At 67.7% G+C, this 22,855-nt stretch carries 20 protein-coding genes; 8 read left to right on the forward strand and 12 right to left on the reverse strand.

Annotated elements, in window-relative coordinates; translation table 11 throughout:
- Positions 1 to 95: 95 nt before the first annotated feature.
- The 7 genes from V7S63_RS11750 to V7S63_RS11780 are packed head-to-tail and all read right to left on the reverse strand — an operon-like array spanning position 96 to position 6,727.
- The gene (locus V7S63_RS11750; RefSeq protein ID WP_336530345.1) at positions 96 to 1,148 is read right to left on the reverse strand and encodes an ABC transporter substrate-binding protein; all 1,053 of its coding nucleotides are present in this window, start codon (positions 1,146 to 1,148) and stop codon (positions 96 to 98) included.
- Complete coding sequence (locus V7S63_RS11755) at positions 1,145 to 2,332, reverse strand: NAD(P)/FAD-dependent oxidoreductase (protein ID WP_336530346.1); 1,188 nt, start codon at positions 2,330 to 2,332, stop codon at positions 1,145 to 1,147. Before V7S63_RS11755 ends, V7S63_RS11750 begins: the two co-directional genes overlap by 4 nt.
- Positions 2,329 to 3,729, reverse strand: a complete 1,401-nt coding sequence (locus tag V7S63_RS11760) for an NAD(P)/FAD-dependent oxidoreductase (RefSeq protein ID WP_336530347.1) — start codon at positions 3,727 to 3,729, stop codon at positions 2,329 to 2,331. Before V7S63_RS11760 ends, V7S63_RS11755 begins: the two co-directional genes overlap by 4 nt.
- The gene (locus V7S63_RS11765) at positions 3,726 to 4,016 is read right to left on the reverse strand and encodes a (2Fe-2S)-binding protein (RefSeq protein WP_336530348.1); all 291 of its coding nucleotides are present in this window, start codon (positions 4,014 to 4,016) and stop codon (positions 3,726 to 3,728) included. Before V7S63_RS11765 ends, V7S63_RS11760 begins: the two co-directional genes overlap by 4 nt.
- Before the next feature lies 1 nt (position 4,017).
- On the reverse strand, positions 4,018 to 4,812 hold the full coding sequence (locus V7S63_RS11770; RefSeq protein WP_336530349.1) for an ABC transporter permease: 795 nt from the start codon (positions 4,810 to 4,812) through the stop codon (positions 4,018 to 4,020).
- A 5-nt stretch (positions 4,813 to 4,817) separates the two neighbouring features.
- Positions 4,818 to 5,675, reverse strand: coding sequence for an ABC transporter permease (locus V7S63_RS11775; RefSeq protein WP_336530350.1), 858 nt, complete (start codon positions 5,673 to 5,675; stop codon positions 4,818 to 4,820).
- A complete protein-coding gene (locus V7S63_RS11780; RefSeq protein WP_336530351.1) occupies positions 5,672 to 6,727 on the reverse strand; it encodes an ABC transporter ATP-binding protein in 1,056 nt (351 codons plus the stop codon). Before V7S63_RS11780 ends, V7S63_RS11775 begins: the two co-directional genes overlap by 4 nt.
- A 179-nt stretch (positions 6,728 to 6,906) precedes the next feature.
- Here V7S63_RS11780 and V7S63_RS11785 point away from each other — a divergent pair, with 179 nt between their 5' ends.
- From V7S63_RS11785 to pgi, 3 genes are all read left to right on the forward strand, one after another.
- Positions 6,907 to 7,716 carry an IclR family transcriptional regulator gene (locus V7S63_RS11785; protein WP_091837906.1) on the forward strand — a complete coding sequence of 270 codons (810 nt, stop codon included), beginning with the start codon at positions 6,907 to 6,909 and terminating at the stop codon, positions 7,714 to 7,716.
- The gene (locus tag V7S63_RS11790; RefSeq protein ID WP_336530352.1) at positions 7,713 to 8,666 is read left to right on the forward strand and encodes a carbohydrate kinase family protein; all 954 of its coding nucleotides are present in this window, start codon (positions 7,713 to 7,715) and stop codon (positions 8,664 to 8,666) included. The genes V7S63_RS11785 and V7S63_RS11790 overlap by 4 nt, the downstream gene beginning before the upstream one ends.
- 110 nt (positions 8,667 to 8,776) lie before the next feature.
- On the forward strand, positions 8,777 to 10,405 hold the full coding sequence (gene pgi, locus V7S63_RS11795; RefSeq protein WP_442896455.1) for a glucose-6-phosphate isomerase: 1,629 nt from the start codon (positions 8,777 to 8,779) through the stop codon (positions 10,403 to 10,405).
- 6 nt (positions 10,406 to 10,411) lie between these two features.
- On the opposite strand, the gene V7S63_RS11800 is transcribed toward pgi, so the two are convergent.
- The 3 genes from V7S63_RS11800 to V7S63_RS11810 all read right to left on the reverse strand — a co-directional run bounded on the left by V7S63_RS11800 (position 10,412) and on the right by V7S63_RS11810 (position 13,184).
- A complete protein-coding gene (locus V7S63_RS11800; RefSeq protein ID WP_336530354.1) occupies positions 10,412 to 11,683 on the reverse strand; it encodes an NAD(P)/FAD-dependent oxidoreductase in 1,272 nt (423 codons plus the stop codon).
- Positions 11,684 to 11,769: 86 nt separating this feature from the next.
- On the reverse strand, positions 11,770 to 12,150 hold the full coding sequence (locus V7S63_RS11805) for a cupin domain-containing protein (RefSeq protein ID WP_336530355.1): 381 nt from the start codon (positions 12,148 to 12,150) through the stop codon (positions 11,770 to 11,772).
- A complete protein-coding gene (locus V7S63_RS11810) occupies positions 12,147 to 13,184 on the reverse strand; it encodes a LacI family DNA-binding transcriptional regulator (protein WP_091837893.1) in 1,038 nt (345 codons plus the stop codon). The genes V7S63_RS11805 and V7S63_RS11810 overlap by 4 nt, the downstream gene beginning before the upstream one ends.
- A gap of 257 nt (positions 13,185 to 13,441) precedes the next feature.
- On the opposite strand from V7S63_RS11810, the gene V7S63_RS11815 reads away from it, so the two are divergent.
- From V7S63_RS11815 to V7S63_RS11835, 5 genes are all read left to right on the forward strand, one after another.
- Positions 13,442 to 14,719 carry an ABC transporter substrate-binding protein gene (locus tag V7S63_RS11815; protein WP_336530356.1) on the forward strand — a complete coding sequence of 426 codons (1,278 nt, stop codon included), beginning with the start codon at positions 13,442 to 13,444 and terminating at the stop codon, positions 14,717 to 14,719.
- A 5-nt stretch (positions 14,720 to 14,724) separates the two neighbouring features.
- The gene (locus V7S63_RS11820; RefSeq protein WP_442896456.1) at positions 14,725 to 15,753 is read left to right on the forward strand and encodes a carbohydrate ABC transporter permease; all 1,029 of its coding nucleotides are present in this window, start codon (positions 14,725 to 14,727) and stop codon (positions 15,751 to 15,753) included.
- The gene (locus V7S63_RS11825) at positions 15,750 to 16,802 is read left to right on the forward strand and encodes a carbohydrate ABC transporter permease (protein ID WP_091837885.1); all 1,053 of its coding nucleotides are present in this window, start codon (positions 15,750 to 15,752) and stop codon (positions 16,800 to 16,802) included. Before V7S63_RS11820 ends, V7S63_RS11825 begins: the two co-directional genes overlap by 4 nt.
- Entirely contained in the window at positions 16,799 to 17,869 is a 1,071-nt protein-coding gene (locus V7S63_RS11830) for an ABC transporter ATP-binding protein (protein WP_442896465.1), read from the forward strand. The genes V7S63_RS11825 and V7S63_RS11830 overlap by 4 nt, the downstream gene beginning before the upstream one ends.
- 152 nt (positions 17,870 to 18,021) lie before the next feature.
- On the forward strand, positions 18,022 to 20,298 hold the full coding sequence (locus tag V7S63_RS11835) for a glycoside hydrolase family 31 protein (protein WP_336530358.1): 2,277 nt from the start codon (positions 18,022 to 18,024) through the stop codon (positions 20,296 to 20,298).
- Between the two features lie 60 nt (positions 20,299 to 20,358).
- On the opposite strand, the gene V7S63_RS11840 is transcribed toward V7S63_RS11835, so the two are convergent.
- Together V7S63_RS11840 and V7S63_RS11845 are read right to left on the reverse strand one after the other, a co-directional pair.
- Complete coding sequence (locus tag V7S63_RS11840) at positions 20,359 to 21,681, reverse strand: MFS transporter (RefSeq protein ID WP_336530359.1); 1,323 nt, start codon at positions 21,679 to 21,681, stop codon at positions 20,359 to 20,361.
- Positions 21,682 to 21,734: 53 nt separating this feature from the next.
- Positions 21,735 to 22,811 (reverse strand): Ldh family oxidoreductase, encoded by a 1,077-nt coding sequence (locus V7S63_RS11845; protein ID WP_336530360.1) that lies wholly within the window; start codon positions 22,809 to 22,811, stop codon positions 21,735 to 21,737.
- Between the last annotated feature and the right edge of the window lie 44 nt (positions 22,812 to 22,855).

The raw sequence follows: 22,855 nt of genomic DNA on the forward strand, positions 1-22,855 counted from the left end.
TGCAAGGAATGCGTGCAGTCCAAAAGTATCTGATGGCACGAAACCCGCCGCCAGGGCCTTTCCCTTGCGGCGGGCCGTTCGCAGATGGGCGCGGATCAGCGCTCGATCATCTTGTTCCAGCGGCTGTTCCATTCCGGCCGCTTGGCATTGATCTGGTCCCAGTCGAGGGTGACGGCGCTCTTCATGTTGGCATGGAAGGCCTCGAGCTTCTTCTCGGCCTCGGGTGTCGTAGCCTTGGCCTTGGTGTTCGAGGGCACGATGTTGCCGGCGGCGAGCGCCTTGGACTGAGCCTCGGGCGAGAGCAGATAGGCGGCGAGCTTCTGTGCCAGCTCCGGCTCGGAGTTCTTGGCGATGACGCATTCAGCGACCATCAGCACGACCGAGCCTTCCTTGGGCTGAGCGTATTCGACCCCGATGCCCTTCTCCTTCAGCGTCGAGATTGCAGTCGGCGTCAGCGGGAAGATCGCGGCCTCGCCAGTCTGGGCCATCTCGGCGATCTTGGCCGAGCTCGGGATGAATTCGAGGACGTTCTTGCCGATGGTGTCGCGGAACTTGGTGAAGCCCGGCTCGACATTGGCTTCGGTGCCGCCCTGGATGCGGTTGAACATCAGGAAGGCGTGCAGGCCGAAGGAGGAAGCCGAGGCCGACTGGAACACGACCTTGCCCTTGTACTTGGGATCGGCGAGGTCCATCCACGAGGTCGGTGCCGGCCAGCCCTTCTCGTCGAACAGCTTCTTGTTGTAGCCGAGGCCGGTCATGCCGAGGTCGATGCCAACGGCCATGTCGTCCTTCATGCGCGAGCCGGGCGTGAGGTCGGCGAGCTCCGGGCCAGGCTTCAGCTTCTCGCAGAGGCCGGCGCCGATGGCGCGGACCATGACGCCGTCATCGAGGAACATAACGTGCATCTGCGGCTTGTCCTTGGCAGCCGTCGCCTTGGCGAGGATGTCCGAGGAGGTGCCGGGCACGACCACGACCTTGACGTCGTTGGCCTTCTCGAAGTCCGGGAAGACGGCCTGGGTAAAGGTCTTCTCGAAATTGCCGCCGTTCATGCCGACATAGAGCGTCTTCGACTGGGCGAAGGCGCTGCCGGCCGCGGCGAACGCGATAGTGGCGACGCCGGCTGCCAGGATGGTGCGATAGCTGGTCATGGTCTCAACTCCCCTGCGTTGTGCGGCTCTTGGTTTTGCCCCGCACCCGAGCCAGCGTCGGTGCGGGCGGAATCTCTGAAGCGGCCGATCGAGAAGGCCGCGATCGGGGTCTGCGTCTCGCCGTCCCGGACGAGTTCGGCCAGAACCTCGCCGACGCCCGGCGCGATCTGGAAGCCGGCGCCGGTGAAGCCGAAGGCGTGGATCAGGCCGGGCGTCGTCCCGCTCGGGCCGATCACCGGGTTCCTGTCCGGCATGGCGCCTTCGGTCCCGCTCCAGAAGCGGATCGCCTGGGCATGGCGCAGGCCGGGGAACAGCGCGGCGGCGTTGTTCATGATCGCGATCGCGCCATCGCCGCGCGGTCGCGAGAAATCGGCATCGGCCAGCGGCAAGGCGCGCTCGCCGCCGACCACGACATTGCCGCGCTCGACCTGGCGGGCATAGATGCCGCCGCCCTCCATGCCGATATTGACCGACATCACCTGGTCCATCGGCTCGGTGACGATCATGGAGGGGTAGATGCGCGAGAGCGGCACCGGCTCGCCGAAGCCCGCGGCGAAGGGACCGGCCCAGGCACCGGCGCTGTTGATGACGAAGCGGGAGCGCAGCGACAGGTTGTTCGCGGCCTCGAGTGCGAAGCCCTCGCCATCGCGGGTTACGTCGTCGACCGCCGTGTTCTCCAGCACCTCGACGCCGGCCCGGCGCGCCGCAGCAGCGAAGCCGATCGAGACCAGGCGCGGATTGGCATGGCCGTCGCCTGCACAGAAGGAAGCACCGACGACGCTGTCGCCGATCCAGCCGAAGCGCTCGCGCAGGCCGTTATGGCCGATCAGCTCGAGGTCGAGGCCCTGCTCCGCGACGGCGTCCGCATAGGCTTCGAGCGCGGCCATGTCGGCGTCGGTGCGAGCGAGCTTGAGATGGCCGGAGCGCAGGAACTCGCCATCGATGCCGATCAGCGCCTTGAGCCGCGGCCAGATCGCATGCGCCCGCTGCGACAGCGGCAATTGTTCGACCGGCCGGCCCTGGCGGCGCACGCCGCCATAGTTCACGCCCGAGGCCTGCGCGCCGCAAAAGCCCTTGTCGAGCAAGGCGACGGAAAAGCCCATGCCGCGCAGCGCCAGCGCGGCCGAGGAGCCGACGAGGCCACCGCCGATGATCGCGACGTCGACGGACAGGCGCCGGCTCATTCCGCCGCCTCCTGCTCAGCCGCGAGCGGGAGCGTCAGCGGCACGGGCTTGACCGGTGCCTGGCCGCGCAGGCGGCCGACGGCCTCGATGCCGCGGCCGGTTTCATGCGCCAGCAATTCGGCGGCGGCGGCGCCGCAGATGCGCCCCTGGCAACGGCCCATGCCGACGCGGCTGACAGCCTTCAGCCGGTTGAGCTCGTGCACGCCGAATTGGCTGGTGGCGGCGCGGATATCTCCGGCAGAGACCTCCTCGCAGCGGCAGAGAGTGGTGGTGTCGGCGATCTCCCGCGCCCAATGCACCGGGAAGGGGAAGGCGGCTTCCAGTACCTCGCGGAAGCGGCCGATGCGGGCGAGCTCCGTCTCCAGAGTCGCGGCCCGGGTGGCGTCATGCGGCAGGCCGCGATCCTGCAGCAGAGCGAGCGCGGCCCGTTCGCCGGCGCGTTCGGCCGCATCCGCCCCGGCGATGCCGGCGCCGTCGCCGGCGAGATAGACGCCGGGCACGTTGGTGCGGCCGGCGGAGTCGCGCTCGGGCAGCATGGCGCGGTCGCGCTGATTGAAGGCGAAGCGGCAGCCGGCGAGATCGGCTGTTTGCGTTTCGGAGCGCAGGGCAAGACCGTAGCCGATGCCGTCGCAGGCGAGCCGATGCTCCATCCCGTCCTGGCGCCAGGCGATCGCTTCGACCTTGTTCTTGCCCTCGACGCGGACATCGCCGACGTCGTAATGCAGGCCGACGCCGCCCAGCTTCAGCTCTGCGGTCATCCGCATGCCGCGCAGCACGATGCCCGGGAAGAGCGGCAATCCGCGCAACAGGTTGAACTTTGCGGCGAAAGGCGCGGTGTCGAGCACGGCCGCGACCTTGGCGCCGGCCTTCATATACTGCCAGGCGACGAGATAGAGCAGCGGCCCGGAGCCGAGGAAGACGATTCTCGAGCCGATGGCGCAGCCCTGGCTCTTCAGCGCGATCTGGGCGCCGCCCAAAGTGAAGACCCCCGGCAAGGTCCAGCCGGGGATCGGCAGGATGCGGTCGGTCGCGCCGGTCGCGAGGATCAGGCCGTCATAGGCGACCTGCCGGCTCGTGCCCTCGACCATGATGTCGGCCCCGTCGGTGCGGAGGTTCCAGAGCAGCGCCTGCGGCCAGTAGTCGAGCTTGCCGTCGAGCGCGGCGAAGTCGCGATGCAGCACCTCGGCCTTCTGCGCTTCTGAGCCGTAGAGGTCGCGGGTCGAGCGTCCGTCCGGCACGAGTCGCTGGCGGTAGATCTGGCCGCCGCAGGCGGGTGCCTCGTCGACCACGAGCGGATGCAGGCCGGCCTTGACCAGCGCCTCAGCGGCCCGGATGCCGGCCGGCCCGGCGCCGACGATCAGCGGCTGCGGGCGCTCGCTGGGCGGTTGCCCGCTCATGCCGTCCTCGCGCGGCGGGTGAGGATGCGCATGCCGGCGGTCAGCGCGGTCGAGCAGGCGCGCAGGCGCTCGCCGTTCTCGAGCACGACCCAGCAATCCTGGCAGGCGCCCATCTGGCAGAAGCCGGCGCGCGGCGAGGCCGAGAACTCGGAGAGGCGCAGGCGCTCGGCCTGGGTCAGGATCGCTGTCAGCACGGTGTCGCCGGCGCGGCCCTCGCAAGGCTCGCCGTCGAGGGTGAAGGCGATGGCCGGATGGTCGGCGCGGACGAGGCGGTGCAGGAGCGGCATGTCACTTCTGCCCGACGAGAATCTTGTCGAGGCCGAAGGCGCGGTCGAGCACCAGCATGGCGACAGCGGTGAGCGCGATCATCAGCGCCGAGACGGCGGCCATCATCGGGTCGATCGATTCGGTCGCGTACATGTACATCCGCACCGGCAGCGTCACGGTCTGCGGCGAGGTCACGAAGATAGACATGGTCAGTTCGTCGAAGCTGTTGATGAAGGCGAGCAGCCAGCCGCCGGTGATGCCCGGCAGGATCATCGGCGCGGTAACGCGGCGGAACACCGTCCAGTGCGAGGCCCCCAGCGTCATCGCCGCCTGCTCGGCCGAGCGGTCGAGCCCGGTGAAGGCAGCCATCACGAGGCGCAGCACATAGGGCGTGATCACCACGACATGGCAGGCGACGAGCCAGGCGAAGCTGCCGGTCGCGCCGATCAGCGCGAAGAGCCGCAGGAAGGCGACGCCGAGCACGAGGTGCGGGATGATCAGCGGCGAGAGGAAAAGGGCGTTCAGTGCATTGCGGCCGGGAAAGTCGTAGCGGTCGATGGCGAGCGCCGCCGGTACCGATATCGCGACCGAGAGTGTCGCGGCGAGCGTCGCCAGCCAGAGGCTGTTGACGAAGGAGGCGACGAAGTCGGGGTGCTCGAAGATCGCCTTGAACCAGCGCAGCGAGAAGCTGGTGGTCGGGATCGAGAGCGTGTTCTCCGGCGTGAAGGCGACCAGGCAGATCACCACCAGCGGCGCCAGCACGAAGGAGACGACGAGGGTGTGGAAGAGGAGCGCGACGGGGCCGTTCTTCTGCATCGAACTCACCCCAAGGCCTTGCGGGCGCGCGTCTCGATGACGCGGTTATAGGCCAGCATGATCACGAGATTGGCGGCGAGGACGATGATCGCGGTCGTCGCGCCGAGCGGCCAGTTCAGTTCGTGCATGTATTCGTCGTAGACCAGCGTCGCAGCCATCTTGAGCCGGCGCCCGCCGAGCAGGCCGGGGATGGCGAAAGCCGAGGCCGAAAGGCCGAAGACGATCAGGCTGCCTGAGAGCATGCCGAGCGAGACCTGCGGCAGCACGACCCGGCGCAGCGCGGTGAAGTGGGAGGCGCCAAGGCTCCAGGCGGCGGCCTCGACCATCGGATCGAGCTTCTGCAGCGCGGTCCAGACCGGGATCACCATGAAAGGCAGCATGACGTGGACGAGCGCGATCACGATCGCGGTCTCGGTATAGAGCAGGCGCACGCTTTCGAAGCCGAGCCCCTGCAGGGACTGGTTCACGAGTCCGGTCGAGCCCAGCAGCATGCTCCAGCCGAAAGCGCGGACGACCACCGAGACCAGCAGCGGCCCGATGATCACCAGGAGGAAGACCGAGCGCCAGGGATCGCGCATCCGCGACAGGATATAGGCCTCGGGCGCGCCGATGACGGCGCAGATAAGCGTGGTCAGCGCGGCGAGGCGGAGCGTGCGCCAGAAGATGCCGAGATAGTAGTCGTCCGAGAATACGGCCGCGTAGTGGGCGAGGGTGAACTCGTTCTTGATGCCGGTGGTGTGGTCATAGGCGTGGAAGGACAGGATCATCGTCAGTACGAGCGGCAGGACGATGAGCCCGAGGAAGACCAGCGCGCCCGGCCCGGCGAGCCAGAACGGTGTCGCCGCTGAGCGCCCGACACTCATGCCGCCGCTCCCTGCGCGAGCGGCTCGATGCGCAGGCTGGCCGGAGCCCAGTCGAGCGCGACCCTGGCGCCTTCGCGGGCCGGCTCCTCGCCGTCGTTCGGCGCCGAGACCAGGATGGCACCCGCCGGCGTCTCGACCGTGAAAAGCCAGGAGCCACCGAGGAAGAAGCGATTGGCGATGGTGCCGTCGAGCCGGCTTTGCCCTGGCGGCTTCAGCGCGATCTTCTCCGGCCGAATCGAGAGCGCGATCGCCTGTCCTTCCTGAAGACCGCTGGCCTCAGCCGGCAGGGCGATGCCGGCAACCTCCGCCGCGCCCTTGCGCCAGACGCCTTCCAGCCGGTTCATCTTGCCGACGAAGGTGGAGATGAACGGCGTCGCCGGGTTCTCGTAGAGCCTGTAGGGGGCGTCGACCTGCGTCATCCGGCCCTGCTCCATCACCACGACGCGGTCGCTGATCGAGAGCGCTTCGGCCTGGTCGTGCGTCACCATGATCGTGGTGGTGCCGACGCGCTGCTGGATGCGGCGCAGCTCGAACTGCATCTCCTCGCGCAGTTTGGCGTCGAGATTGGACAGCGGCTCGTCGAGCAGCAGCACCGGCGGCTGGATGACGAGCGCGCGGGCGATGGCGACGCGCTGGCGCTGGCCGCCGGAGAGCTGGCGCGGATAGCGCTCGGAAAAGCCGCCGAGATGGACCAGGCCGAGCATGGTCGCGACGCGCTCGTCGCGCTCGGCCTTGGCGACCTTGCGCATCTCCAGGCCGAAGGCGACATTCTGCGCCACCGTCATGTGCGGGAACAGCGCATAGCTCTGGAAGACGATGCCGAGGCCGCGCTTGTTCGGGGTCTCGCGGGTGATGTCGCGACCGTCCAGCGTGATCGTGCCGGTGGTCGGCTCGACCAGCCCGGCGATCATCTGCAGCGTCGTGGTCTTGCCGCAGCCGGAGGGACCGAGCAGCGAGACGAACTCGCCCTTGGCGACGCTGAGGTCGATGTCGCGCGCTGCGGCGAAATCGCCGTAGACCTTGCTCAGCTTGTCCAGCGTCAGGAAGCGCATGACCTCTCCCGCTCGGCTTGCCCCGCCCACTCATCGGGGTCTTTTGCCCTCATGCGTTCCAGAAGCCGGAGCGGTGGAATTTCGTCAACGCATAATTCCATATGAGAGAATTTTTATCCTATAAATTCCTATATATGAAATTTATTGCGAATAGGTATGGGTCTGATTAGCGTAGGTGAATGACTGATTCTGCCGAGCCCCTTTCCAGCCTGCGACGCGCGCTCGGCCTGCTGCGCCTGGTCGGGGCGGCGGATGCGGGCGGCATCCGCCTGAAGGATCTCGCCGAGCAGGCCGGTTGCAGCCAGCCCACGGCGCATCGCGCCCTGCAGGACCTCGCCGCCGAAGGCTTCGTCGAGCAGATCGGCAAGCGCTACCGGCTGGCGCTCGACTTCTTCGTGCTGGCGGCCCGGGCCGGCCATGCCGACGGCCTGCGCGATCTCGCCAAGCCGGTGCTGCTGCGCCTCTCGGCGACGCTGACCGACACGATCTTCCTGCTGGTGCGCAACGGCTATGAAGCCGTCTGTCTCGACCGGATCGAGGGGCCGTTCCCGATCCGCTCCTTCACCGGCGACATCGGCGGCAAGGTGCCGCTCGGGCTGGGGCAGGGGAGCCTTGCCATCCTCGCCCATCTGCCCGAGGCCGAGCGCGAAGCGGTGATCCGCTTCAACGTGCCGCGCCTGCTGGATCGCGGCTTCCTCGACGAGGCGGCGCTGCGCGTCGAACTGGAGAAGGCACGCGCGCAAGGCTGGGTCAATCTCAACACCGGGCTGATCCCGGGCATGGCGGGCCTCGGCGTGCCGGTTTTCGATGCGCAGGGGCGCGCCGTCGCGGCCCTCAGCGTCGGCACGTTGGCGGATCGCTTGCGGCCCGAGCGACTGCCCGGCGTCGTCGCCATCCTCAGGGCGGAGGCAGCGACATTGGGCGCGATGCTCAATCCGTTCGACACGGCGCTTCGCCACCCCTCGCGCAGCCTGAGCGCGGTGGCATGATCCTGGTCTGCGGCGAGGCGCTAGTCGATCTCTTCCTCGATCCGCCCGAGGGAGCCGAAATGGCCGGGCGCGCGGTGACCGGTGGTTCGCCTTTCAATGTCGCGATCGGCCTGGCGCGGCTCGGCCTGCCGGTCGGCTACCTCGGAGCGATTTCGCGCGACGGCATCGGCGCGATGCTGGCGGGGCGGCTGAGGCAGGAAGGCGTCGATCCCCGCTTCATCGTCCGCAGCGACCGGCTCTCGACGATATCGGCCGTCACGACAGGGACAGACGGGCAGCCCAGCTACGGTTTTCACGGCGAGGGCGCGGCCGACCGTTTCCTGATGCCGGCCGATCTGCCGTCCGCATTGCCGCCTGAGATACGGGCGCTGACCTTTGGTTCCTACAGCATGGTGGTCGAGCCGACCGGTGCGACGCTGGCTTCGCTGGCCGCGCGCGAGCATGGCCGGCTCGTGATCAGCGTCGATCCCAATCTGCGACCGAGCGTGGTGCCGGACATGGCGTTGTGGGCTCGCGCTGCCGAGCGCTTCTACCGCACCGCGACGATCATCAAGGCGAGCGAGGAGGATGTCCGCATCGCCTGGGGCGGGAAGCTGTCGCTGCAGGAGGCTGCCGCCTATTGGCTGGGGCTCGGCGCGAAGCTGGTGACGATCACGCGCGGCGCGGATGGCGCGATCGGCTTCTGCGCCGGGGGAAGTGTCGAGGTGCCGGCCAAAATGGTCAGCGTCCGCGATACTGTCGGCGCCGGCGACAGTTTCCATGCCGCCTTGCTGGGGCGGCTGTCGCAAACGGATCGATTGAGCATCGAAGGTGTCGCCGGGCTCGACCTGGCAATATTGGGCGATCTGCTGAACGACGCCGCGACTGCTGCGTCCATCACGGTCGGTCGCCGCGGCGCCGATCTGCCGAAAGCGGTAGAGCTGGAAGCGCAGCTCGCCCGTTCGGGCTGACGATCCTCCCTCTGCATATCCGTCCTGCCCGGCTCCTGCCGTGACCTTGCCGCCATCGATATGCTACTTCGAATTGTCGCTGCGGCGGCCGGTCGCAATCGCCACGGAGAATGATCGTGCTGGAGAAGGCCTGGGCGGATCTTGCCGCGCATCGCACCCGAACCGTCTCGCAGCATCTGCGCGAGCTATTTGCCGCCGACACCAATCGCTTCCAGACCTTGTCGGCCCGGCTCGAAGACCTCCTGCTCGACTATTCCAAGACGGCGGTGACGGCCGAGACGATCGAGCTGCTGCTGGCGCTCGCAAAGGCGGCCGATGTCGAAGCCAAGCGCGACGCGATGTTCGCCGGCGAGCCGATCAACACGACGGAAGGGCGGGCCGTGCTGCACACAGCGCTGCGCAACCAGTCCGGAAAACCGGTCATGGTCGATGGCGTCGACGTCATGCCAGAGGTGAACGCCGTTCTGGAGCGGATGTCCGCCTTCGCCGATGGTATCCGCAGCGGCAAGATCGCGGCTGCCGATGGCGAGCGCTTCACCGATGTCGTCAATATCGGCATCGGTGGTTCCGATCTGGGACCGGTGATGGCGACGCTGGCGCTGGCGCCCTACCATGACGGGCCGCGCCTGCATTACGTCTCCAATGTCGACGGCGCCCATATCGCCGATACACTGGCGAAGCTCGATCCAGCCCGAACGCTGGTGATCGTGGCATCAAAAACCTTCACCACGATCGAGACCATGACCAATGCCGCGACGGCGCGGCGCTGGATCGCAGGGGCGCTCGGCGAGGACGCCGTGGCCAGGCATTTCGCCGCTGTCTCGACCGCGCTCGACAAAGTCGCGGCCTTCGGCATCCAGCCGGAGCGGATCTTCGGCTTCTGGGACTGGGTCGGCGGGCGCTATTCGGTCTGGTCGGCGATCGGCCTACCGGTGATGATCGCGATCGGCCCCGAGAACTTCCGCGCCTTTCTTGCCGGCGCGCACGCGATGGACGAGCATTTCCGCACCGCGCCGCTGGCGCAGAACCTGCCGGTGTTGTTCGGCCTGATCGGGCTCTGGCATCGCGAGACCTGCCGGTACCCGGCCCGCGCGGTCCTGCCTTACGACCAGCGCCTCGCAAGGCTGCCGGCCTATCTGCAGCAGCTCGATATGGAATCGAACGGCAAGCGCGTGCACAAGGCGGGCGGGGCGGTGACGCGGCCGACCGGGCCGCTGGTCTGGGGCGAGCCCGGTACAAACGGCCAGCACGCCTTCTTCCAGCTGCTGCACCAGGGCACCGACATCGTCCCCTGCGAGTTCCTCGTCGCCGCCGAGGGGCACGAGCCGGAACTTGCCCATCAGCACCGCCTGCTGCTCGCCAATTGCCTCGCCCAAAGCGAAGCGATGATGAAGGGCCGCACGCTGGAGGAGGCGAAGGCGCAATTGACGAAGCAGGGGCTGTCGCCGGAGGCGATCGAGCAGCTCGCGCCGCACAAGGTCTTCCCCGGCAACCGGCCGAGCGTGACCATCGCCTATCGCAAGCTCGACCCGTTCACGCTCGGGCGGCTGATCGCGCTCTACGAGCACCGCGTCTTCGTCGAGGCGGCGGTGTTCGACATCAACGCCTTCGATCAATGGGGCGTCGAGCTCGGCAAGGAGCTGGCGACGGCGTTGCTGCCTGTGATCGAGGGCAAGGCGCCGGCCGAGGTGCATGACGCCTCGACGGCGGGGCTGGCGCGCTATCTGACCGGGCGTTGAGCACCATCAGCCGCGTTCATCGCGCTTCACGTCGCGCTGGGTGATCAGCCTGGCGCTGCGCTGGTCGCGGGCGTGGATCCAGAGCCAGCTCAGCGCGACGCTGAGCCGGTTGCGCACGCCGATCAGGAAGTAGATGTGCGCCAGGCCCCACAGCCACCAGGCGAGCCAGCCCTTCAGCTTGACCCGGCCGAAATCGATGATGGCGACGCGCTTGCCGACGGTCGCAAGGCTGCCGGCATGGCTGTAGGCGAAGGGTCGCGGCGCCTTGTCGCCGGCGAGCCGGCGCTTGATCGTCGCAGCGACATGGCGGCCCTGCTGCTTGGCAGCGGGCGCGATGCCGGGCACCGGCTTGCCGTCCTGGTCCATGACGCTCGCGGTGTCGCCGATCACGAAGATCTCGGGATGGCCGGGCACGCTGAGATCGGGCTCGACCTCGACACGGCCGGCGCGGTCGGTGCGGGCACCCAGCCAGGCGCCGGCCGGCGAGGCGCGCACGCCGGCGGCCCAGATGACGGTCGCTGCCGGCAGGTGCTTCTCGCCGATCACGACGCCGTCTGGCGTGCAGGCGGTCACCGGCGCGCCGGTGCGGACCTCGACGCCGATGCGCTGCAATTCGCGATGCGCATAGTCTGCAAGATCGGCATCGAAGCTGGGCAGGATGCGCGGGCCGGCCTCGACCAGCACGACCCGGGTTGTGCGGGTATCGATCCGGCGGAACTCCTGCGGCAGGGTGGCCCGCGCCAATTCGGCAATCGTGCCGGCGAGCTCGACGCCGGTCGGGCCGGCGCCGATGACGACGAAGGTCAGATGTGCCGCGCGACGTTCCGGATCAGCCTGCGCCTCGGCATGCTCGAAGGCGGTGAGGATGCGGCGGCGGATCGTCGTCGCGTCCTCGAGCGTCTTCAGGCCAGGTGCGTAGGGCTCCCAGTCGTCATGGCCGAAATAGGCATGGGTCGCGCCGGTGGCGACGACGAGCGTGTCGTAAGGCAGGATCTCGCCGGTCGAGAGCGCGACCTCGCGCCTCACGGTGTCGATGCCGGTGATCTCGGCGAGCAGCGTGGTGACGTCGCCACGGCGCCGGAACAGATGCCGGATCGGCCAGGCGATCTCGGAGGTGGCCAGCGAGGCGGTGGCGACCTGGTAGAGCAGGGGCTGGAAGAGATGGTGATTGCGCCGGTCGGCGATGGTGATGCGCACGTCGGCGCCGGCGAGACGATGCACGGTCTCCAATCCGGCGAAGCCGCCGCCGATCACCACGACATGATGCGGTCCGCTCATCGGCCATCCCTCGTTGCGGCAGGACAAGGGTTTTGTAGCATGACTGCAGGGCCGGCGCTGTAGCTGGCTCTTCGTACCTGTCCGTTTCAGGGAATCCAGCGTCGCGACTGCTCGGCGCGGTCGTCATAGCTCGCTTCGAAGATCGGGGCGGCGAGCGTGGCGCGGACCTTGAGGATGCCGCGGCCGATATTGCGGAAGCCGTGCCTGGCGCCGGCCGGGATCACAATGGACTGGTTGGCTCGCAAGGTCAGGCTCTCGCCGCGCAGCGTGACCTCGGCTTCGCCTTGCATCACTTCCAGCACCTCCTCGACGGCGTGGAGATGGAGGGGAGCGCCGAGGCCGGGATCGCAGAACTGCTCGAAGATGCAAAGCTGGGCCGAGCGCACCAGCGCCGAGACCCGCATCAGCGTCATCACGCCCTCGCGCCATTGCTCGAGCGGCTGGGTCTCGTGGTCGAGCAGGGTCATGCCGTTGCCTTCTGTGCGAGCCCGACCATCGGCGGCTCATGCGGGATGCGAACCTCCGACGTCGGTTCACCGCTCCAGAGCGATTCCAGCTGGGCGACGACATGCCCGCCGAAGCTCTCATAGGGGATGCGGATCGAGGTCAGCCAGGGGGCGATCCAGTGGTTGAGCGCATTGCCGTCCACCCCGACCAGCATGCAGCGCTGCGGGATCTGCACATTGCTCTCGATCGCCAGCCGATAGGCGCCATAGGCGATCATGTCGCTGACGCAGAGCGCGCCTTCCGGCCAGCCGCCCTGCTGGACCAGCGCCTTCGCGGCGGCATAGCCGATCTCGATATGCGACAGGCCGGGGCCACTGGCGCGGCGGATCGCGTTGTCCGGTATACCGTGTGCGACGAGCCGGTCGATGAAGCCGGAGGCGCGCTCCTGCGTGCTCGAGACGTTCTGGGCCGCCATCAGCACGGCCGGGCGCTCGATGCCGCGCGCCAGCATGAAGTCGGCGGCATCGGCTCCTGCTGCTCGGTTGTCGATGCCGACATAGGCGCCGCCGCCGAGCGGGTTGTGGCGGGCGACGAAGACCATCGGGTCGCCGCGCCGCAGTGTCTCTTCCAGCCCGCGGCTGCGCACCGCGCTGACCATCACATAGCCGGCTACGAATTGCTCGCGCATCGCCTGGAGATAGTCGTCCTGCAATTCGGCGCGGTCGTGCGTGTCGCAGAGGATCATGACGTAGCCGGCAGCGCGCAGCGCAGCCTCTGTCGAGACCGCGATCGCCGCCATGGCCGGGTTGTCGAGATTGGGCGAGAGCATCGCGACGACCCGGCTGGCGCGCTGGCGCAGCGCCCGGCCGACCGGGTTGGGCCGATAGCCCAGCCGCGCAATCGCCTCCTCGACGCGCGCCACCGTCTCGGGCGAGGCCCGCCCGCTCTCGCCGTTGACAATGCGCGACACCGTCGAGATCGAGACGCCGGTATCCTCCGCGACGGTGGTGAGCGATACCGAACCGTGATGTGCCCTGGCGGCCCTGGTCTTCATCGCGCTCCCATCCCCGCTGCTCGCCGGAGCACGCGCCAGCCAAATCGGTCGCCGATTGGGCTGGATCACGCGTTCTCCATCCCAAGTTGGGGACGGATTCACCGATCGGGCTGGAACAGCCTGATCGGATCCGGCTCCAGCGAGTCGGCCTTCAACAGATGCCGGCTCACTTCGGGATTGACAAGCTAGGCAAACGTTTGCCTACATGATTGTCAAGGTGCTCATCGAGGCGCCGGTTCAGCGGGGATGGAACGCTCATGCACAGCAAGCATTGGATTTCGGCACTCGCCTTGACGGCCGGCCTCGTCATCGGCGGTTTCGCGCAGGCCCAGACCACGGTGCGCATCGCCTGGTATTCCGACGGCAATGAGGGCGAGGTCATCACCGACCTGCTCAAGCGCTTCGAGGCCCAGAACAAGGACATCAAGGTCGTGCTCGACCAGGTGCCCTACAAGGCCATCACCGAGAACCTTCCCGTCCAGCTCGCCTCGGGCCAGGGCCCCGACATCGCCCGCGTCGTCGATCTCGGCGGCATCGCCCGCTATGCGCTCGACCTGCGGCCGCACCTCAAGGACGCGGCCTACTGGGAAAAGAATTTCGGGCCGTTCCTGCCCTGGATGCGCCCCGAGGGGGACACCAAGGCCATCACCGGCTTCATGACGCAGCTCACCGTCACCGGCCCCTTCGTCAACAAGACGCTGTTCGAGCAGGCCGGCATCGCCATGCCATCAGCCAAGGCGACCTGGGAGGAGTGGGGCAAAGCGGTCAAGGACGTCGCAGCCAAGGTCCAGGCGCCGTTCCCGCTGGCGATGGACCGCTCCGGCCACCGCTTCTTCTCGGTCGCGGTCTCCGAGGGCGCCAAGGTCTTCGACGCCAAGGGCGAGCCGGCTGTCATCGACGACGGTTTCAAGCGCGGCGCCAAGCTGGTCTATGACTGGCACAACAACGGCGTGATGAAGAAGGAGCTCTGGGGCTCGGTCTCCGGCACCGCCTATCGCGGCGCCAATGACGAGTTCAAGAACGCCCAGGTCGTGATGTACCAGTCGGGCTCCTGGCAGATCGCCCAGTTCGACAAGACGGTGGGCGACGCCTTCGACTGGATCGCGGTTCCCTCGCCCTGTGGCGCCGGCAATTGCTCGGGCATGCCGGGCGGGGCCGGTCTCGTCGCGATCAAGACGACCAAGAGCCCGGAAGCCGTCGCCAAGGTGATGGATTACCTCGCCAGCGAGCCGGTGCTGAGCGAGTTCTACGCCCGCTCGCTGTTCGTGCCCGGCCATCTCGGCATCGCTGCCAAGGGCCTCGACTATCAGGGCGCCAGCGCGCCGGCCAAGGCGGCGCTCAAGGTCTTCTCGGACCAGGTCGCGCAGCTCTCGCCGGTCGCCTATCAATTGCAGGGCTATACGAGCAACCGCGTCATCTTCAACGCGGTGATCAGCCGGCTCGGCCAGGCGATCTCGGGCGAGGGCAGCCTCGACGAGGCCTATAAGCGGATGGAATCCGACATCGCCCAGCAGATCGCCGAGCGCAAGAAGTAAGGCGGATGGCCACCGACGCCCCCATCCCCGCGGCGCAGCCGGACCGCGCCGGCGCAGCGAACCTCTTCGCCGCGCCGCTCGCGATGCTGATGCGCCTGATCGACTGGCCGATGCAGGCTTTGCAGCGGCTGATCGGCGAGCGCCGGATGGCCTATGTCTTCCTCCTGCCCAATCTCGTTTTCTTCTCCCTCTTCGTCTTCCTGCCGCTCATCATCAACTTCATCTTCTCGGTGACGGGCGGAGCGGGGCTGTTCCCTTCGGAGCGGCCTTATGTCGGGGCGCAGCAATACGCCTATCTCTTCGATTGCGGCTCGTTCCTGGATCCGTCTTCCTGCCGCGAGGATCATTTCTGGCGCGGCGTCTCCAACACCGCCCGCTTCACCGTCTTCCAGGTCACGGCGATGGTGCTGTTCTCGCTGCTGACGGCGGTGGTGCTGAACATGAAGATCAGGGCGCGCGGCTTCTTCCGCGCGGTCTATTTCTTCCCGGTGCTGCTTTCGCCGGTGGTGGTGGCGCTGACCTGGAAATGGATCCTGCAGCGCGACGGCCTGCTCAACGCGGCGATCACCTCGCTCGGCGGCGAGCGCATCCTGTTCCTGGTCGATCCGAGCTGGGCGATGTTCTGGATCGTCTTCGTCTCGATCTGGGCCCATATGGGCTTCTATACGCTGATCCTGCTTGCCGGCCTGCAGGCGATCCCCGCCGATCTCTATGAGGCCGCGGAGATGGATGCGACGCCGCGCTGGCGCACGTTCTGGCGGATCACCCTGCCATTGCTCTGGCCGAACATGATCGTCGTGATCGTGCTGGCGCTGATCCGCGGCGTGCAGACCTTCGATGAGGTCTTCGTGCTGACGGGTGGCGGCCCGGGCACCGCGACCTTGATGGTGGTGCACTACATCTACGAGACCGCCTTCGCCAACCAGGTCCAGAATTTCGGCCTGGCAGCGGCGGCCTCGGTCGTGCTCGGCGTCGTGCTGTTCGCGCTGACGCTGGCCCAACTCGCGGCGAGCCGCCGCAAGGGGGCGGCATGAACAGGCTCGCCCGCATGGCGACGGCCCGGCGCAATCCCGGCCGCTGGCACTGGACCGATATCGCGGCCTACGCCTATCTCGGGCTCGGCGTCGTGCTGATGTTCGGGCCGGTGCTCTGGCTCGGGCTCTCTTCCTTCAAGACGCAGGCCGGCCTGCTCGAATTCCCGCCCTCGCTGCTGCCGATGTCGCAGAAGGAGGTCCGGGTCGAGGGCCATGCCCAGCCGCTGCCGCTCTTCGAGGTGACGATGGAGGACGGCAGCAAGCGCGTGCTGGCGCAGGTCCGCCGCATCGGCATCCAGGCACAGATGATCGACCCGGCCAATCCCGGCCAGAGCATCCGCGTGCCGATCGACAAGCGCACCCCGGTGCGTGAGTTCAAGCTCGCGACCGAGAACTACACCGAGCCGCTGGAGCGCTTCGCCTTCACCCGCTTCTTGTGGAACTCGGTTTTTGTGACGGCAGTCGCGACGCTGATCACCCTGGTGATCAACTCGATGGCGGCCTATGCGCTCTCGATCTACGAGTTCCGTGGCAAGACGGCGGTGATGCTGATGGTGATCGGCACGCTGATGATCCCGATCACCATCATCCTGGTGCCGGTCTATCTCGTCATCACCAAGCTCGGCCTGGTCAACTCGCTCTGGGCGGTGATCCTGCCCGGCGCTGCAACGCCGACCGGCGTCTTCCTGCTGCGCCAGTACATGCTGACCCTGCCGCGCGACCTGATCGAGGCAGCGCGCATGGACAAGGCTTCGGAGTGGCAGATCTACTGGCGCATCGTCATGCCGCTGGCCATGCCGGCGCTGGCCGTGCTCGCGATCTTCTCGATCATGTGGCGCTGGAACGAGTTCCTCTGGCCGCTCGCGGTGCTGACAAAGACCGAGGCCTATACGCTGCAGATCGGTCTCAACGCCTTCCAGGGCGAGTTGCAGACGCAGTGGCACTACCTGCTCGCGATGACGGTGGTGACGCTGCTGCCGGTCGCGCTGGTCTTCGTCTTCCTGCAGCGCTTCATCACCACCGGCATCGCCAATACGGGAATGAAATAATGGCGGGACTGAGCCTATCCGGCGTCCGCAAGGCCTATGGCGCGACCACGGTGCTGCACGGCATCGACCTCGACGTCACTGACGGCGAATTCGTCGTCTTCGTCGGTCCCTCCGGCTGCGGAAAGTCGACGCTGCTGCGCTCGATCGCCGGGCTGGAGACGATCACCGGCGGGTCGATCGCGATCGACGGCGCCGACGTCACCGGGCTGCCGGCCTCCGAGCGCGGGCTCGCCATGGTGTTCCAGTCCTATGCGCTCTACCCGCATATGAGCGTCTACGCGAACATGGCCTTCGCGCTGGAGAACATGGGCTTCAAGCGCGACGAGATCGACAGGCGGGTGAAGCGCGCCGCCGGCATGCTGCGCCTGACCGACTATCTCGAGCGCAAGCCCAAGGCGCTCTCCGGCGGCCAGCGCCAGCGCGTCGCCATCGGCCGTGCCATCGTGCGCGATCCAAAGATTTTCCTGTTCGACGAGCCGCTCTCGAACCTCGACGCCGAACTGCGGGTCGCCACCCGCAAGGAGCTCGCCGCGCTCCATGCCGAGATCGGCGGCACCATGATCTACGTCACCCACGACCAGGTCGAGGCGATGACGCTGGCGCATCGCATCGTCGTGCTCCATGGCGGCAAGATCGAGCAGGTCGGCACGCCGCTGGAGCTCTACAACCGGCCCGACAACCTCTTCGTCGCCGGCTTCATCGGCTCACCGCGCATGAACCTGCTGCCGGGCAAGGTGATCCGGCCGGGCACCGTCACGATCGGCGAGGCCGAGCATGAGGTCTCCTGTCAGACCGGAAGCCTTGCCGCCGGCGCTGCCGTCACGCTCGGCATTAGGCCGGAGCATCTTGCGCTCGCCGCACAAGATGGCGGCGTGCCGCTCGCCATCGAGCTGGTCGAGCGCCTCGGAGGCGAAAGCTATCTTTACGGCGCCTCGCCCGGCCTGCCGCAGGTCACGCTCCGGCTCGACGGCCAGAGCGAGCACCAGCGCGGCGCCAGCGTCGCGCTCGCCTTCCCGCAGCAGCATCTGCACCTGTTCGATGACGCTGGCAAAGCGGTTCGGGTTTGATTGTTCGCACTGTCATCCCGGACGGAGCGAAGCGCAGATCCGGGATCCATTCCTGAGCCTCTATCGGAAAGGCTCCGGAATGGGTCCCGGGTCTCCCTTCGGTCGCCCGGGACGACGGCGTGGTTGAGATTGAGACGTTCGGAGATCAGTTGATGAAAGCCCTGACGCAAGGCCGCTATCTCGGCCGCGACGGCGAAGCCGCCTTGTTCGATGTCGGCCTCGGCGCGACGATCGCCATCCGCATCCTCGAAGGCGATATCGGCCGGGTGACGCTGAAGCCGCAGGATGGCTATCGCCTCGACCGCGGCTGGTCGATCGCGCCGGGCGGGCTCGAGCCGCCTTATGAGGGGCGCCCGCGCGATGACCTTTCCGGTTTCACCTGCCCGCAGGCGAGCGTCAGAGAAGGCGAGGGCAAGGTCACGCTCTCGGCCGGCGGCCTCTCCGCCGAGGTCACCCTCTCGCCCTTCGGCATTGCCTGGCGCCGCGACGGCGAGGCCGAGCCCTTCCTGCAGGATCGCACGACGCAGGCCTATCTGATCTCGCCGCGCACCGGTGCGGTGGCGCATTTCATGGCGCGTGACTATGCCGAGCGGCATTACGGGCTCGGCGACAAGGCCGGCCCGCTCGACCGCACCGGGCGGCGCTTTGCCATCGACGCGGTCGATCCCTGCGGCTTCGATGCCGAGCTCTCCGACCCGCTCTACAAGATGCTGCCCTTCTTCATCGTCGACGGGAAGGCGGGCGCCCATGGCGTGTTCTACGACAACCTTTCGACCGGCAGCGTCGATCTCGGCTGCACGCTCGACAATTATCACGGCCTGTTCCGCTCCTGGAAGGGCGATGACGGCGACCTCGACTATTACGTCATGGCCGGCCCGACCGTGCCGGATGTGGTCAAGCGCTTCTCATGGCTGACCGGCGGCCAGGCCTTTGCGCCGCGCTGGTCCTTCGGCTTCGGCGTCACGTCGATGGCGATCGCCGATGCGCCCGACGCCGATGCAAGGATCAGCGACTTCATCGCCAAGTGCCGCAAGCACGCGATCCCTTGCGACAGCTTCCATTTCGGTTCGGGCTATACCCAGATCGGCCAGCGCCGCTACGCTTTCAACTGGAACCGCGACAAGTTCCCGGATCCGCTGGCGACGATGAAGCGGCTGAACAAGGCCGGCATGCACACGGTCGCGAATCTCAAGCCCTGCCTGCTCGACGACCATCCGCGCCTCAAGGAAGCGCTCGACCAGGGCTTCCTGGTCAAGGATGCCAAGACCGGTGAGCCGGCCGTGGCGCAGTTCTGGGACGGGCTCGGCTTCCATATCGACTACACCAACCCGAAGGGCCGGGCCTGGTGGCGCGCCGGCATCGAGAGCGCGCTGCTCGACCACGGCTTCACCACGGTCTGGAACGACAACAACGAATACGAGATCTGGGACGAGGACGCGGTCTGCGACGGCGACGGGCGTCCGTTCCGGCAGGCGCTGGCGCGCCCGGCGCAACCGCTTTTGATGACCAAGCTCTCCTATGAGACGCAGGCTGCGCGCGAGCCGGGCAAGCGCCAGTATTCGATCACGCGCGGCGGCTGCGCCGGCATCTCGCGCTACGCGCAGACCTGGTCGGGCGACAACGAGACCGCCTGGAAGACGCTGCGCTACAACCTGACCCAGGGGCTGAATATGAGCCTGTCGGGCATGTTCTCGATCGGCCACGATGTCGGCGGCTTCCATGGGCCGACGCCCGGGCCGGAGCTGTTCGTCCGCTTCAACGAGTTCTGCGCGCTGTGGCCGCGCATGGTGATGAACTCCTGGAACGATGACGGCGTCGTCAACCTGCCCTGGATGTATCCGGAGATGGTGCCGCAGGTGCGCGAGGCGATCTGCCTGCGCTACCGGCTGATGCCCTATCTCTACACCCAGATGTGGCGGGCGAGCCGCGACGGCATCCCGGCCGTGCGCCCGCTGCTCTACGATTTCCCGCAGGATGCGGCGGCGGTCGCGGTCGACGACGTCTTCATGCTCGGGCCGGACGTGCTGGTCGCGCCGGTGCTGGAGGAAGGCGCACGCGAGCGCGCCGTCTATCTGCCGCAGCACGAGGGCGGCTGGTACGACTGGCACAATGGCGAGCATTATCCCGGCGGCGTCACCGTGACGGTTCCGGCGCCACTCGGCCGTTTGCCGCTGTTCGTGCGGGCGGGCGCGCTGATCCCGCTCGGCGATGCGACCAAGATCAGCGATGAGCGCGAGGTGCTGGTCTGCGGCGTCGTCGAAGGCGCGTCCGGCGAGCTCTACGAGGACGATGGCGAGACCGCGGACTGGCGCGGCGCCGGCGCGACGCTGATCCGCTTCCATGTCCGCAATGGCGAGGTCGCGATCGAGCAGCAGGGCGACGCCAAGCCGCGCGTCAACAAGATCGCGATCCGGCAGATCGGGCAGTAGCTCAGCAAGGTTGGCTCTGGGCCTGCGGCATCTGCTGCAGGCCCAGTCGAGTCTCGGTCGTCATTCGCTGCCGCGCTCATAGGAGCGCGAGCGTACGGCGAGGATGGCGATCGCCGTCACGGCGCAGCACAGCATCAGATACGCGACGACATAGGTCGGCTTGCCGCCGCCGGCCGTGACCAGCGCCGCTGCGATGAACGGCGTCGGCCCGGCGATCGCGACGCTATTGAGTTCGCGGGTCATGGCGATGCCCGAGAAGCGGTAGCGGGTCGGGAACAGGTTTGCGAGGAAGGCGCCCTGCGCGCTGGCGAGGCCGCCGAAGCCGATGCCGTAGCCGATGCTGAGGGCGATCGTGCAGAGCAGGAGGTTTCTGGTGTCGAGCAGGGCGAACATCGGGAAGGCGTAGCAGAACACGAAGATCGCGCCGAACAGGTAGACTTTTGCATGCCCGACGCGGTCGGCGATGGCGCCCATGATCGGCGTCGTGACGATACCCGTCAGGGTCGCGATCATCACCGCGGTGAGCGAGTCGGTGCGGGTCATGCCGAGCGTGTTGGTCATGTAGCTCAGGCTGAAGGCGCTCAGTATATAGGCGTTGGCGTTGTGACCGGTCACCGACAGGAAGCCGAAGAGCAGTTCGCGCGGGCTCTTGGAGAGGAGCTCCCCGAGCGGGACCTTCGCCTCATGGCGCTGCTCGGCCGCCTTCTCCATCGCCGCGACATATTCCGGGGTCTCGTCGAGATGCTTGCGGATATAGAGGGCGACGAGGAACAGCAGCGCCGAGACCAGGAAGGGCACGCGCCAGGCCCAGCCGAGCAGGGTCTCTTCAGGCAGATAGGAGACGAGCAGGAAGCTCAGCGTCGCGAGCATGATGCCGACCACCGTCGCGGCCTGGAGATAAGCGGTGTAATAGGCCTTGCGCTCCGGCGGCACGTATTCCGCGACGAGGGTGACCGCGCCGGCATATTCGGCACCGGCGCCGAAGCCCTGCAGCAGGCGCAGGACCACGAGCAGGATCGGCGCCCAGATTCCGGCCTGGGCATAGGTCGGCAGAAGGCCCATCGCCACGGTCGAGGCACCCATCAGGGCGATGGTGAAGATCAGCGCCGGCTTGCGGCCGAAGCGGTCGCCGATATGCGAGATGACGATGCCGCCGAGCGGCCGGCTGAAGAAACCGACGGCGAAGGTCGCGAAGGCGGCGAGCACGCCGGCCGACTCCGAGAATTGCGGGAAGAACAGCTTGTTGATGATCAGGCCGGCCGCTGCGCCGTAGAGCGCGTAGTCGAACCATTCGATCACCGTGCCGATCGTCGCCGCCGTGACGGCGCGCCGGATGTTCGTTTGTTCGGCCGGTGCCGTTCCGGCCGCGATCGCCTGGGACATGGGGTTTCCTCGAAGCTTCGTTGTTTTTGGGATGACGGTCGGCGCCCTCGCGCTCAGGCGATGGCGGCCGGCAAGTGACGATCGAAGCGCGCCGCGCTCTCGGTGAGGCCGGCGACGATGCCGGCGGAGAGTTGGACGCCGTCGCGCAACTGGCGCTCGCGCCGGGCAAGCCCATGGGCGCCCGGCAGCTCGACGTGGTCGAAGCCGGGGCGGGGCTGCGCCGCATGGCAGCGTTCTGCCAGGACCGCGACCTGGCGGTCGAAATTCTCGGTGCCGCCGAAGGCGGCCGGATCCATCACCAGGATGAAGACCGCGGCGCTCCAGCCATCGCCGCCCTCGGCGCGGCCGCGCCCGGCGAGGCAGCCGGTGAGGAGCTCGACGATGAGCCCGATCGAGAAGCCCTTATGGCCGGCCTCCAGCCCGCCGAGCGGCAGGATCGTGCCGGGCGGGTCGGCGGCGATGACGTTCGGATCGGTCGAGGGCCGGCCCTGAGCGTCCATCAGGAAGGGATGCGGCAGGCTTTCGCCGCGCTGGCGGTAGGCGGCGACGCCGCCATTGGTCATCAGGGCTGTCGACATGTCGATCAGGATCGGCGCGTCCGGCGCGGGCGCGCCGAAGGCGATCGGGTTAGAGGTCAACACCGGCGTGACGCCGCCGAAGGGCGCGACGCTGCTGTGGCCGGGATCGGTCAGCGTCAGCAGCATGAGGCAGCCGGCGTCGATCGCCGGTTGGAGATAGGCGCCGAGGCAGGCGGTGTGGTGACTTCGCTGGATGGCGACCGCCCCCAGGCCGAAGCGCCTGGCCCGGGCGATCGCCTCGGCCGTGGCGCGGCGCGCCAGCCAGGGGCCGGGCAGCTTGCGCCCGTCCCAGGTCTGGCAGGCGCCAATATCGTTGAGGATCTCGGGCTCGCCGGCGGCGGTCATGCCCCCGCTCTCGATCTCGCGCAGATAGAGCGGCAGCAAGGCAAGGCCATGCGTCGACTTGCCGAGCAGGTCGCCCTCGACAAGGACCTCGGCCACGTCATTGGCCTTGTCCGGCGGCAGCCCGGCACGCTCCAGCAGGCTGCGCGCCAGTGTTGTGAGCTCGTCGGCGCGATAGCGGGCCGTACCGCGCGCGGAAGGCTGGCTCATGCGAAATCCTCCTGTCGCCCCATGCCCGTCAGGCAACCGGGTCT

The sequence above is a fragment of the Allobosea sp. CCNWLY174 genome (genome assembly GCF_037120455.1).
GTDB classification, from domain to species: domain Bacteria; phylum Pseudomonadota; class Alphaproteobacteria; order Rhizobiales; family Beijerinckiaceae; genus Allobosea; species Allobosea lupini.

Bases quoted from the DNA above. Each gene is read 5' to 3' on its own strand.
- V7S63_RS11750 (WP_336530345.1), bottom strand. From the start codon at position 1,148: ATGACCAGCTATCGCACCATCCTGGCAGCCGGCGTCGCCACTATCGCG.
- V7S63_RS11755 (WP_336530346.1), bottom strand. From the start codon at position 2,332: ATGAGCCGGCGCCTGTCCGTCGACGTCGCGATCATCGGCGGTGGCCTC.
- V7S63_RS11760 (WP_336530347.1), bottom strand. From the start codon at position 3,729: ATGAGCGGGCAACCGCCCAGCGAGCGCCCGCAGCCGCTGATCGTCGGC.
- V7S63_RS11765 (WP_336530348.1), bottom strand. From the start codon at position 4,016: ATGCCGCTCCTGCACCGCCTCGTCCGCGCCGACCATCCGGCCATCGCC.
- V7S63_RS11770 (WP_336530349.1), bottom strand. From the start codon at position 4,812: ATGCAGAAGAACGGCCCCGTCGCGCTCCTCTTCCACACCCTCGTCGTC.
- V7S63_RS11775 (WP_336530350.1), bottom strand. From the start codon at position 5,675: ATGAGTGTCGGGCGCTCAGCGGCGACACCGTTCTGGCTCGCCGGGCCG.
- V7S63_RS11780 (WP_336530351.1), bottom strand. From the start codon at position 6,727: ATGCGCTTCCTGACGCTGGACAAGCTGAGCAAGGTCTACGGCGATTTC.
- V7S63_RS11785 (WP_091837906.1), top strand. From the start codon at position 6,907: ATGACTGATTCTGCCGAGCCCCTTTCCAGCCTGCGACGCGCGCTCGGC.
- V7S63_RS11790 (WP_336530352.1), top strand. From the start codon at position 7,713: ATGATCCTGGTCTGCGGCGAGGCGCTAGTCGATCTCTTCCTCGATCCG.
- pgi (WP_442896455.1), top strand. From the start codon at position 8,777: ATGATCGTGCTGGAGAAGGCCTGGGCGGATCTTGCCGCGCATCGCACC.
- V7S63_RS11800 (WP_336530354.1), bottom strand. From the start codon at position 11,683: ATGAGCGGACCGCATCATGTCGTGGTGATCGGCGGCGGCTTCGCCGGA.
- V7S63_RS11805 (WP_336530355.1), bottom strand. From the start codon at position 12,150: ATGACCCTGCTCGACCACGAGACCCAGCCGCTCGAGCAATGGCGCGAG.
- V7S63_RS11810 (WP_091837893.1), bottom strand. From the start codon at position 13,184: ATGAAGACCAGGGCCGCCAGGGCACATCACGGTTCGGTATCGCTCACC.
- V7S63_RS11815 (WP_336530356.1), top strand. From the start codon at position 13,442: ATGCACAGCAAGCATTGGATTTCGGCACTCGCCTTGACGGCCGGCCTC.
- V7S63_RS11820 (WP_442896456.1), top strand. From the start codon at position 14,725: ATGGCCACCGACGCCCCCATCCCCGCGGCGCAGCCGGACCGCGCCGGC.
- V7S63_RS11825 (WP_091837885.1), top strand. From the start codon at position 15,750: ATGAACAGGCTCGCCCGCATGGCGACGGCCCGGCGCAATCCCGGCCGC.
- V7S63_RS11835 (WP_336530358.1), top strand. From the start codon at position 18,022: ATGAAAGCCCTGACGCAAGGCCGCTATCTCGGCCGCGACGGCGAAGCC.
- V7S63_RS11840 (WP_336530359.1), bottom strand. From the start codon at position 21,681: ATGTCCCAGGCGATCGCGGCCGGAACGGCACCGGCCGAACAAACGAAC.
- V7S63_RS11845 (WP_336530360.1), bottom strand. From the start codon at position 22,811: ATGAGCCAGCCTTCCGCGCGCGGTACGGCCCGCTATCGCGCCGACGAG.